The sequence below is a fragment of the Mucilaginibacter sp. genome (assembly GCF_041663085.1).
Taxonomy (GTDB): domain Bacteria; phylum Bacteroidota; class Bacteroidia; order Sphingobacteriales; family Sphingobacteriaceae; genus Mucilaginibacter.
Genome location: NZ_JBAZRC010000153.1, coordinates 1 through 11675 on the forward strand (window position 1 = coordinate 1; position 11675 = coordinate 11675).

An 11675-nucleotide genomic window follows, 5' to 3' on the forward strand; every position below is an offset into this window, starting at 1 on the left:
TACTTTATGCTTGCCAGATAATATCAGTTCTAATACAGCTTCAAATCCTACGCCGCTGCTGGCGCCTGTTATAATGATGTTCATAGTACCCCTCTATAGATGTGTTACTGCAAATTTAGTATTGTTGGTTAAACTATCAACTTCTCCTCTACAGGGTGTTTAATGAGGTACAGCCCATCGCTTATCAGTTTTTTATATTCGGGCTCATTAATGGCTTTCTGCTCCAGGAACTGCCTTATCTCGGCGGCCAAAGCGGGTTCAGCTTCTTCGTGATCTAATAATTCCAGTATTTCAAGGGCGCATAACCAGTCATCATGATGGAACTTTTGCAGCATCATCCACACATTGCCTAAAAAGCCCAGATCGCCGCCGGCATGGCGGCGGTTGCGTACCTGCTGGTATAACTTATGCAGCTCTTTGGTATTATGATCATAATCAGCATGGTGGGTGCCCGTGTTCGATTTGTAGGCTATCTCTAAAAAGGCATCTTTATCTGCCGCGCCGCAAAATACCGAGGTTATTTTTTCACCAACCGCCATATCATAAACACCCCATGAAGGGTCGAATAAGACACGCCCTTTTTCGTCCGAAACCGTACATTTTTCGACCTTAAAAAGGATAATTTTGCCATTTTCTATAATAATTTCATCCAATTTGCCCAAAACTGTAACTCCGCTCTCCAAAGTCAGGGAAATTTCGTTACCCGTTTCTATCCCGGCAATTTTCAGATCATCGGAAGTAAAATCCTCCAATGGTTTTTCATAACCTTTAAGCTTACCAACCGGCGAGCTAAACCCATCCTTATGGTAACTTTTACTATGGCCTTTAAGTTGTTTGTTGCCAATGGCCAGCGCGGTCTCCCCGGTAGTTTTTATAAAGGTTGGCTCACCATTCTCACCTGCCTTATACTCCGTAAACGTCCCCGACACCTGCAAGCCTGAGCTATAAACCGCAGTACAGGTATTTTTACTGTCGATAGCTTTTTGAAGGCCATAAGCCCCGCCACGGCGGAACGACATGGTATCGGCAAATTGCTCCAGCACATCTATCAGGTTTTGGAAGGTTGGCGTTACAAAAAGCTGCGGCTGCGTTTTGGTGATATCATAACTGTATTTAACGGCATCAATGGTGTATGGTAGTTTTTTAACCTCATCCATCATACAGCTGGCACTTTCGCCAATTGATGATAACAGACCGGCGCCATAGATCTTGGGATTATCAAGCGTACCTATCAAACCGTACTCCACCGTCCACCAGTGCAGGCGGCTTAACAGGGCCATTTCAGATGGCTCGCCCATGTTGTCCTGGTGCCAGGTAACCAGTTCATCAGCTTTCTTTATTTCTTCGGGATCGGCATCCGGCATTTCCTTTAATATGGATAAGGCACGGATGGCCTCATATAGTTCAAAATCCTGTGCGCTAAACATAGCCTTAGCCCCTATCGAACCAAAATAACTCAGGTATTCGTGGTAATCCTTATCGGCAATAATAGGCGCATGCCCGGCCGATTCATGGATGATATCCGGCGCGGGGGTATACTCAATATGTTTTAACTGGCGGATATCGGCAGCGATAACCAGCACCCGGTATGCCTGGTATTCCATAAACGCGGCGGGCGGGATAAAGCCATCAACCGTTACGGCACCCCAGCCAATTTTGGCCAGCGCGTTGTTCATATCCTGCAGGTCGGGGATCTTCTCGATGGTGAGCCCCGCTTTTTGCAGTCCTGGGATATACGGGTAGTAAGCTACATCTTTTAAATAGCTATAGTTTTGGCGCATTACGTAACGCCACACGGCATGATCTACCGGGGTGTAATGCTCATAGTGCTGACTAACAATAAATTGCTTTAAATGGCGGGGTAATGCCGCAACCTGCGGGTTATTAAAATCATTAAAATCGCTCATTCCGTATCTTTCAGGTTTATAATAGTAGAAACGCGAAATTAGGAATTATGGTTTAGGAAAATAAAGATTGTATCAGCAAAATTGCAGAATTATTACCTTTTATTGGGGTTCGAAAAATACCGAAAGAATTAAATATTATAAATTTATTTAATTTCCAAATTATCTTCTGTTTTAGGCAAACCCTCTTCCAGCCGGCTTGGGCGAAGCACATAATAAACGCCCGACAAAGCCACAATGATAGAGATAAGGTAAAAAGAGATGGGCAGGAAAACTGCCAGATCAATATCCATAGGAAAAACCCTTGATAACTGCTGAAAAACAGTTTCGCGAATGCCCGCGCCACCCACACTGATAGGGATAATAGTTGCCAATGCCGAAATAAGGAACGACAACAAATAAGGTGAGAACTTGCCGGTAAAATCCTGGCCGAACAGGATAAATACAATAGCAGTTACCTGTAAAGCTTGTACTGCTACTGCCTTTAAATGCGCCTGCCAAAAATAGTGGGTGTAATCTCTGAAAAATTTGTAAGCCACAAAATAGTAGATGGCTGATGCGGTTACAAAAATACCCAGTGGGATACCGATATGCACATCTATCTGCGGGATCAAAAATATCAGCATAACGGTGATAAGCCCGATAGCCCAAAGTCCGCTCAGCCTATCAAACATAATAGCCCAGAACACTTTTTTGGCGGGTAGCTTATACGTTTTGTTCAACAGATATATCTTATAACCATCGCCCCCGATACCACCCGGAAGCAGGAAATTATAGAATAAGCCCAACAGGTATAAACGAAAGTTAAAACGTGGGTCGAGCTTTAGTTTGATAGATTTAAAGAAACTTGATAAACGCCACGACGACATTACAATAGAAGCGAAAAAGCAAACTAACGCAGCAAACATCCACCAGTAATTGGCATGCATCAGCCTTAATTTTACCTTTTGCAAAGGCACTTTGCTAAATACATAGTACAACAATGCTGATGTAACCGCGAATTTAAGTACCACCTTTGTAATACTCCATAAACGTTGTTTCCAGGTTTTAGGGGCAACCAGTTCCTGCGCTTCGTCTTCCTCGGCTTGTGCTAAGTCTTTCATTCGGGTGCAAAGGTAATAAATTAGTGATTAGTTGATTTGTAGGTGTTATTTAGTTAACAAATCTTAACAGTAGTGTTACAAAGCTTGTTTAATTATAGGCTAAAAAAGTTTACAATTAGATGAGTGGCCAAACTTAACTAACGTCCAATCTCTATTCTGTAATCTCTAAAAAAAGGGTAAATTTGCGCAAAATTTGTATCAAATGGGTAAGGTAAATGTTGGTATAGTGCAAATGACCTGCACAGCAAATAAACAGGAAAACCTGGATAAAGCTATTGTTAAAGTACGCGAAGCTGCCGCCAAAGGCGCGCAGATAGTTTGCTTACAGGAACTTTTTACATCGTTGTACTTTTGCGATGTAGAGGATTACGATAACTTTAAACTGGCCGAAGCTATCCCCGGCCCATCAACCGATGCTTTGCAAAAAGTAGCCGGCGAACTGGGCGTGGTTATCATAGCATCGTTATTTGAGAAACGCGCGCAAGGCGTTTACCACAATACCACCGCGGTTTTAGACGCAGATGGTAGCTACCTGGGCAAATATCGTAAAATGCACATCCCGGATGATCCGGGCTTTTACGAGAAATTTTACTTCACCCCCGGCGATTTGGGTTACAAGGTTTTCAAAACCAAATTTGCTACTATAGGTGTGCTGATCTGCTGGGACCAATGGTACCCGGAGGCAGCTCGTATCACCGCTTTGATGGGTGCCGAAATCTTATTCTACCCAACTGCCATAGGCTGGGCAACCACGCAGGACGAAGCCACCAACGTTAAACAATACAACGCATGGCAAACCATACAGCGCAGCCATGCTGTTGCCAACGGCGTGCACGTGGTAAGCGTTAACCGCGTTGGCGAAGAGGCCGGCGTTAAATTCTGGGGAGGCTCGTTCTTTGCAGATCCGTTTGGCGAGGTATTACACCAAACCACTGTTGAGCAGGAAGAAGTGATTGTAAAAGAGCTTGATCTGGATCAGTCTGATTACTACCGCAGTCACTGGCCGTTTTTACGCGATCGCCGTATAGACTCATATCAACCAATAACTAAGCGTTTAATAGATAACGATTAATAACCGCCCCCCACGCGTCATTGCGAGATACGAAGCAATCTCTAAACTATGCCTAAACAGCATGCCTATCTGGAGATTGCTTCGTACCTCGCAATGACGGTTTGAAATATATAATTATGAGCCAATCATCAACCCAAAACTTCCCAAACTTAAAAGGATTCCACTTCCCTGCTGAATGGGCCAAGCACACCGCCACCTGGCTAAGCTGGCCGCATAAGGAGGCTTCGTGGCCGGGTAAACTGGGCATGATATACGGCAAGTACGCCGAGTTCATCAAGGTGCTTACTGAGGGCGAGATCGTGCGGATCAATGTGGTTGATGAGCAGATGACGGCTTTTGCCAAACAGCAGCTACAAGCTGTTGGTGCCGACCTGAGCAAGGTTGAGTTTTTTGAATTTGGTACAAATGATGCCTGGTGCCGCGATCATGGTCCGGCGTTTTTGGTGAATTATGAAACCAAAGAAAAAGTAATTGTAGACTGGGGCTATAACGCATGGGGCGACAAATACCCTCCGTACGACCTGGATGATATCATCCCTACAAAAATTGGCCAGCAGTTTAACCTGCCCGTGTATCATCCCGGTATTGTAATGGAAGGCGGATCGGTTGATTTTAACGGCGCGGGTACCTTGTTAACCACTACTGCTTGTTTATTAAACAAAAACCGCAACCCGCATTTAAACCAGCAGCAAATAGAGAGTTACCTGCAAAACTACTATGGTGTGGAGCAGATATTGTGGCTGGGCGATGGCATTGTTGGCGATGATACCGACGGCCATATTGATGATATTACCCGTTTTGTAAATACCGATACCGTAGTTACCGTGGTTGAGCACAACAAAAACGACGAGAACTACCACCTACTGCAGGAAAACCTGCAAACCCTAAAAACCATGCGCCTGCTAAACGGCAAGCAACTCAATATTGTTGAACTGCCCATGCCCGAACCGGTGATATACGACGATCAGCGCTTGCCTGCCTCATACGCTAACTTTTACATTGGTAACGCGGCGGTGGTGGTTCCTACTTTCCGCTCGCATCATGATGATAAGGCGCTGGATATTATACAAGGCTGCTTCCCCGACAGAAAGGTTGTAGGTATCGATTCAACAGATATTATCTGGGGGCTTGGTAGCTTCCATTGTTTGAGCCAGCAGGAACCGGCGGTGTAGAAACACTGTAGAGACGCGATACTTCGCGTCTCCCTTAGGACGGTGCCGAACCATTCATTACAATATGCAATCGCAGAGACGCGACACTTCGCGTTTCCCTTAGTACAGTGCCGAACCATTCATTACAATATGTAATCGTAGAGACGCGATACTTCGCGCCTCCCTTATGACGGTAATAAACAATGCATTAAAGCATATTCATTAAAGACGCGAAGTATCGCGTCTCGACAGCAAAAAAATGCATTATATTGCGTCCATATCGTAAAATGGAAGACAAATACAAAGATAAGTACCGGGTACCACCAGCCAGGCTAAAGGGCTGGGACTACGGTTCTCATGCTTTATATTTTGTAACCATATGTACAAAAGATCGCGTCACATATTTTGGAGAAATTGAAACAGATCTGCAAGGCATCACATCATTACAAAAGACACATATTGCCGATATAGCTTACGCTAATTGGTTGAAAATCCCTGAATTTCATCCATATGTAGAATTAGATGAATTTATAATTATGCCCGATCATATCCATGGGATATTATTCATCAATAAGCCAGATAAAATAACCTGGGAAGTAAATAAGGCCGGGTCTCAATCAAAAAATTTAGCTTCTATAATCAGAGGGTACAAATCGTCGGTAAAACAATATGCGATGCTTAATAATATTGATTTTACCTGGCAACCCCGTTATTACGATAGGGTTATCAGAGATCACAAAGAATATTTAAATATACAAGAGTATATCTATAATAACCCCGATAAATGGGAACGGGATGGCAGAAGCTTTGAAAACTTTTACAAACCATAGAGACGCGATACTTCGCGTCTTAATAAACATTGCAGGCAGATAGCGTATGCATTACCGTCCTCATGGAGACGCGAAGTATCGCGTCTCTACAAATGCTACATTCCCCCAACCTAATTTTTCACCGACAATTTACACCCCCTTACCGACTTGTTTAATGCTATTGCCAATAATACATTTGCAGTTTTGTAATCTTACGTTAGTTTTGGTTAAGATTTAAATAGAAGAATACCATGTCTAATCATATAAACGATATAAACCGCACCCCAAAAAACAAGGTTTTAGCCGGGGTAATCCTATTGGCAGTAGGCGGTGTGCTGCTCCTTAAACAATTCAACCTGTTCTTTTTCCCACACTGGTTGTTTAGCTGGCCAATATTGCTCATCATTTGGGGCATGTATTATGGCGCCAAACATAATTTCCGTAAGCCATTCTGGTTTATCCTGGTCATCATAGGTTTAGGCAATTTACTTGACGATGCCATCCCCAATTTTGACGTTAGCGACATCATTTGGCCGGTAATGCTTATTGCCTTTGGTGTATGGATCATTATGCGGAAAAGAAATGAACCCGCTGTACAAAACGCCGATTACTGGGATAAAAAATACAAGGCTAACCCCTACAGCGGCGAAAAGCCATTAGCAAATTTTGATACCGAAGGCACCGAAACAAATACAACTGAGCCTATAGGCAGCATGCCTCCCCCACCATCACAAGATGATTACCTGAACGCCACTGCCGTATTTGGCGGGGTTAATAAAACCATCCTGTCAAAAAATTTCCAGGGGGGAGATATCACCAACGTATTTGGGGGCACCGAGCTTGATTTTACACAGGCCGACATACACGGGCGTGTGGTTATAGATATTACCCAGATGTTTGGCGGCACTAAACTTATTGTACCTGCCAACTGGCACGTAATACCCGATCTGGCTGCCGTATTTGCCGGGGTTGACGATAAACGTATAAAAACCACACTGGCAAATACTACCGATAAGGTACTGGTACTAAAAGGTGTATCGATGTTTGCGGGGGTTGATATCCGCAGCTATTAATAACAACATCCATTTCAATTACTATCAATATAATTTAAAAGGAGAGACACGTTATGAACTGGTACGTAGCAAAATTAGTGTTCAGGGTAATAAGCGGCAGCGGCGACCACAACGCGCAGTTTGATGAGCAGTTGCGCCTTATACACGCCGAAACCGAAATACAGGCTTATGAAAAAGCAAGCACCATTGGCCATGCCAACCAGGATAGCTTTTTAAACGTACAAAAGCAAACCGTTAAATGGCAGTTTATTGATGTTGCCGAACTTAACGTTTTAAGCGGCCTGGCCGATGGCACCGAATTATATTACAATATACATGAAGCTGAGAACCCGGATCTTTACATAGCCTGGGCACATCATAAAAGCGCCCTGCTGGGTGCAAAAAACTAAACATCACCTTAAATAAAAAGCTTTGGCTGCATCACAATTATCACATTCAAAATTAATTGGGGCTTTCCTGGTCTGCGGGCTGGTTTGGGCCTGCCTGCAAGCCTATATCATACATAGTTTTGGCTTTGTATGGTCTACGGCTGTTACAGACAGCGCAATGAGCGCCGTACTGCTATCGGGCGCATGCTGGCTCATTAACAATAACCTGCGCTATTACCAACCCGATAAAGAGAGCTACGTTTACCTGCTGATATGGTGCGCCGCGCTTGCCGCCGCCTGTATTGCCGGTTGCCGGTATATATTACCATTGTTTAATATGGGGCAAGTGTATTTTAACTTCCTGCAGCAATCATTGGTTATCCGCTTTTTCACCTTGTTCCTGGCCATTGGCTGGATGGCCATGATCAGTGCTTTATGGTATACTCAACTGGATCATAAACGTACCGAGGAACGCAAAACAGAAGCCGAGAAACTGGCCCGCGATGCCGAACTTTACAACCTGCGCCAGCAGTTGCAACCTCACTTTTTGTTCAACAGCTTAAACTCAATAAACGCACTGATAGGCTTTAAGCCCGATGAAGCCAGGAGGATGATCCACCAGTTATCCGACTTTTTACGCGGCACCTTAAAAAAGGACGACCAGCTTTTAGTGCCCTTAACCGATGAGCTTACACACCTTAATTTATACCTGGATATAGAAAAAGTACGTTTTGGCCACCGCCTGCAAACCGAAATTAGCTGTGACGACAAATGCGGCGAATCTATGCTGCCATCGCTTTTATTACAACCCCTGGTAGAGAACGCCATTAAGTTTGGTTTATACGATACTACCGAGGATGTTACCATAAGCGTGCGTGCCGAAACTGAGGACCAGTACCTTGTTATTATGATACAAAACCCTTACGACCCAAAAACCAGCCGCCGCAGCAAAGGTACCGGTTTTGGCTTAAGCGGGGTACAACGCAGGCTTTATTTGATATTTGCACGTAATGATTTGATGGAAACTCACGCAAATGATAATATATTTACAACCATAATAAAAATACCGCAGTTATGATCAGCGCTTTAATTATTGACGACGAGCCTTTGGCCCGTATGGTTGTACAAGAATATTTGCAGGCTTTCCCCCTGATAGAGGTTTTGCAGGAATGTGGCGACGGTTTTGAAGGCCTTAAAGCCATACAAACGCACCAGCCCGACCTGATATTCCTTGACGTGCAAATGCCAAAAATAAATGGCTTTGAAATGCTGGAACTGGTTGATAATCCACCCGCGGTAATATTTGCTACCGCGTTTGATGAGTACGCCATTAAAGCATTTGAAGCCCACGCGGTTGATTACCTTTTAAAACCCTTCAGTAAAGAACGATTTAATAAAGCCATAGAAAAACTACTGGCCCAGGCACCTGCCGGCCCTACCCCGGTTACCAAAACTAACCCATTGCTTGAGGCTGCCGCGCAATCGCCGGCACAAAATGAACGGATTGTGGTTAAAACAGGCACCAAAGTAAAAATTATTGCCGTGCAGGATGTTGAATACCTGCAAGCCGATGATGATTACGTAAGCGTAATTACCGCCGAGGGCGCTTTCCTGAAAAATAAAACGATGGCCTTCTTCGAGAAAACGCTCGATCCAAGGTATTTTGTGCGCGTGCACCGCTCATACATTATAGCCATACAGCAAATAACCCGTTTAGACCCATACGAGAAAGACAGCCACCTGGCCATCCTGAAATCGGGGGCCAAGATTCCGGTAAGTAAAACAGGTTATGTAAAGCTGAAACAGGTATTAGGGATATAATTAATTCTATGTAGAGACGCAATACTTTGCGTCTCCCCTCCGACATTTAAACCTATCTAAAGGAGACGCGAAGTATCGCGTCTCTACAATATTTTATTAATTGTTTTTTCAAACTAATTTTTTAGGTATATTTATCTCACTAATTTTTAGATAGATGCCTAAGTTGTTTTTCATACTGCTGCTATCCTTACTGGCAACAATAAACACTATTGATCTGCCTGACAGCAAACGCGCGAGCGATGCCCGTATGGCTATCTGGCCAAAGCTGCAGAAAGAACTAACTGAGCAAAAATTCGACAGTAAATACCGAATATATATCCGCATCATCAAACAGCTTGACCTGATGGAAGTGTGGGCCAAAAAGGGCAATACCTACAAGCTATTTAAGCGATACAGCATCTGCTACTACTCGGGTGGCTTAGGCACTAAAATAAGCCGGGGTGATGGCAAAAGCCCCGAAGGGTTTTATAACGTTGGCGCCAAACAGCTAAACCCGGTAAGTAATTATCACCTGGCTATAAATATTGGCTACCCAAATAAACTCGAAAGGTTAAAGAACTATACCGGCGATGCCATCATGATCCACGGCAACTGCGCGTCCATCGGCTGCTACGCCATGACGAACCCCACCATTGAAGAAATATACACGCTTGCATACAAAGCGCTTGAGGCAGGCCAATCCAATATCAATGTAGATATTTTCCCGTTCAGGATGACGGCTGAACACATGAAAGAGTTTGAAAAATCGCCTTACATAGCGTTCTGGAAAACCATGAAGCCCGGGTACGATCTGTTTGAAAAGAGCCACCTACCGCCGGTGGTCAGCGTTGTAAATAAACAGTATGCGTTTGGGAAGTGATTCGTGTCAGTCTGAGCCTGTCGAAGACCTAAACATCTGCTTCGACAGGCTCAGCATGACATATTTTAAATTACTCTGCCAGCAACACCATCCAGGCCTCTTCCACCCTGCCTTCATCAAGCAATTGTTTGGCTTTTAAATGCAGCTGCAGTTCGCGGGTTTGGCTGTCGCCGATGGTAGCATCGAAGATCTCTTTTAACTCGTCGCTTTTCGTATAGGCTTCAATGGCCTCATCGGCAGGTAACTCTTCAACATTACCCAGTTGCCCCAGGTTATTCCCGGTAAGAACTTTTGAATTACGGATAGCATGAGGGATAGAGTCAACCCCGATACCAATGGTACGTACCGGTTTTGCTACCTTAAACAGGTTATCGGCAGTAACGCGGCAGTACCAGTCGCCGCCAAGACGGCCCACCTGGTCGGTTTTAAACTGATCAATAGCGCCGTCTTCATCTAAAATATCCTCGCTGATATGAATAACCTTTATTTCGGCTATCACCAAATTACCGGCGCCGGGTGTATCTCCCAGGCTGATGATCTCTTTCACCACGCATTCCAATTGTATAGGCGATTCGGCCACACGGGGTGGTTTCACCAGCGTAGACGGCAGTTCTGTCAGCCCCGCTTTGATAAATTCGTTTATGCCCGCAGGGTATTCCACACTTGAAAGTGACACCTGCTGCACCATATCATAATTCACAATATTGATCACACACTCGGGCACCTGCTGCAGGTTTTCCAGCGTGTGCTTGGTGGTATTATCCCTCACCCTGCGCGATGGCGAGAACACGCACACCGGCGGATTAACGCTAAACAGGTTAAAAAAACTAAACGGACTAAGGTTAACATTACCCCCCGCATCTACAGTTGAGGCCAGGCAAATAGGCCTTGGCGCTACCGCATGGTTCAGGTAGGCCTGGATCTGTAAGGGTGTAAGGTTTTTTGTTTCGTGGGATAGCATGGTTGTGTAGTATACAAACCATGTCATTGCGAACGATAGCGCGGCAATCTCATAGGGCATTCGGATATGCTGAGGTTGCCACGTCGCTACGCTCCTCGCAATGACATGGTTTTCATGACGGTTCTTTATTTATTTCTTCAATCCTAAAATTGAAAAATCATCATTGCTCTTTTTAATAATATTACCCAGCATACCTAAGCCGGTTATTTCCATTTCAACCAAATCGTTTGGTTGCAGCCATTGGGGCTGATAGTTGGGGTCGTTAAGCAACCCTGTGCCGTTTAGTTCTAAAAAGCAGCCGGTGCCTACTGTACCCGAACCTATCACATCACCAGGAAGCACATCGCAGCCATAGGCACAGCGTTCTATGATCTCGGCGAAGGTCCAGTCCATATCAGCCATATTGCCGCTGCTAACTTGCTTGCCATTTACCACGCATTTCATTTCCAGGTTATAGGTAACGCCAACATGCCCTTCTTTTGGCGTGGTTTTATATTGCTCCAATTCATCGGGTGTAACCAGCCATGGGCCAATCACGGTCGAAAAATCTTTGC

12 protein-coding genes are annotated in these 11675 nt (G+C 44.6%); 8 read left to right on the forward strand and 4 right to left on the reverse strand.

Going from position 1 to position 11675, the window contains the following annotated elements; translation table 11 throughout:
• Nucleotides 1-128: 128 nt before the first annotated feature.
• On the reverse strand, nt 129-1907 hold the full coding sequence (locus tag WC615_RS19870; RefSeq protein ID WP_372979807.1) for an aromatic amino acid hydroxylase: 1779 nt from the start codon (nt 1905-1907) through the stop codon (nt 129-131).
• 143 nt (nt 1908-2050) lie between these two features.
• The gene (locus tag WC615_RS19875) at nt 2051-3007 is read right to left on the reverse strand and encodes a lysylphosphatidylglycerol synthase transmembrane domain-containing protein (RefSeq protein ID WP_372979808.1); all 957 of its coding nucleotides are present in this window, start codon (nt 3005-3007) and stop codon (nt 2051-2053) included.
• A gap of 202 nt (nt 3008-3209) precedes the next feature.
• Here WC615_RS19875 and WC615_RS19880 point away from each other — a divergent pair, with 202 nt between their 5' ends.
• From WC615_RS19880 to WC615_RS19915, 8 genes are all read left to right on the forward strand, one after another.
• Complete coding sequence (locus WC615_RS19880; protein ID WP_372979809.1) at nt 3210-4079, forward strand: carbon-nitrogen hydrolase; 870 nt, start codon at nt 3210-3212, stop codon at nt 4077-4079.
• A gap of 116 nt (nt 4080-4195) precedes the next feature.
• The gene (locus tag WC615_RS19885; protein WP_372979810.1) at nt 4196-5251 is read left to right on the forward strand and encodes an agmatine/peptidylarginine deiminase; all 1056 of its coding nucleotides are present in this window, start codon (nt 4196-4198) and stop codon (nt 5249-5251) included.
• Between the two features lie 266 nt (nt 5252-5517).
• Nucleotides 5518-6060 (forward strand): transposase, encoded by a 543-nt coding sequence (locus WC615_RS19890; protein WP_372979811.1) that lies wholly within the window; start codon nt 5518-5520, stop codon nt 6058-6060.
• Nucleotides 6061-6290: 230 nt separating this feature from the next.
• Nucleotides 6291-7112, forward strand: a complete 822-nt coding sequence (locus tag WC615_RS19895; protein WP_372979812.1) for a LiaI-LiaF-like domain-containing protein — start codon at nt 6291-6293, stop codon at nt 7110-7112.
• A gap of 53 nt (nt 7113-7165) precedes the next feature.
• Nucleotides 7166-7501: a DUF4288 domain-containing protein gene (locus WC615_RS19900; protein WP_372979813.1), complete on the forward strand. Its 336-nt coding sequence runs from the start codon at nt 7166-7168 to the stop codon at nt 7499-7501.
• Nucleotides 7502-7523: 22 nt separating this feature from the next.
• Complete coding sequence (locus WC615_RS19905) at nt 7524-8558, forward strand: sensor histidine kinase (RefSeq protein ID WP_372979814.1); 1035 nt, start codon at nt 7524-7526, stop codon at nt 8556-8558.
• Nucleotides 8555-9301, forward strand: coding sequence for a LytR/AlgR family response regulator transcription factor (locus tag WC615_RS19910; RefSeq protein WP_372979815.1), 747 nt, complete (start codon nt 8555-8557; stop codon nt 9299-9301). The genes WC615_RS19905 and WC615_RS19910 overlap by 4 nt, the downstream gene beginning before the upstream one ends.
• A 154-nt stretch (nt 9302-9455) precedes the next feature.
• Nucleotides 9456-10160, forward strand: a complete 705-nt coding sequence (locus WC615_RS19915) for a L,D-transpeptidase family protein (protein WP_372979816.1) — start codon at nt 9456-9458, stop codon at nt 10158-10160.
• Between the two features lie 70 nt (nt 10161-10230).
• On the opposite strand, the gene WC615_RS19920 is transcribed toward WC615_RS19915, so the two are convergent.
• Both WC615_RS19920 and WC615_RS19925 read right to left on the reverse strand, forming a co-directional pair.
• Entirely contained in the window at nt 10231-11121 is an 891-nt protein-coding gene (locus WC615_RS19920) for a flavin reductase family protein (protein WP_372979818.1), read from the reverse strand.
• A 129-nt stretch (nt 11122-11250) separates the two neighbouring features.
• Nucleotides 11251-11675, reverse strand: a 425-nt coding sequence (locus WC615_RS19925; protein ID WP_372979817.1) for a fumarylacetoacetate hydrolase family protein, incomplete at its 5' end; no start/stop codon positions are given.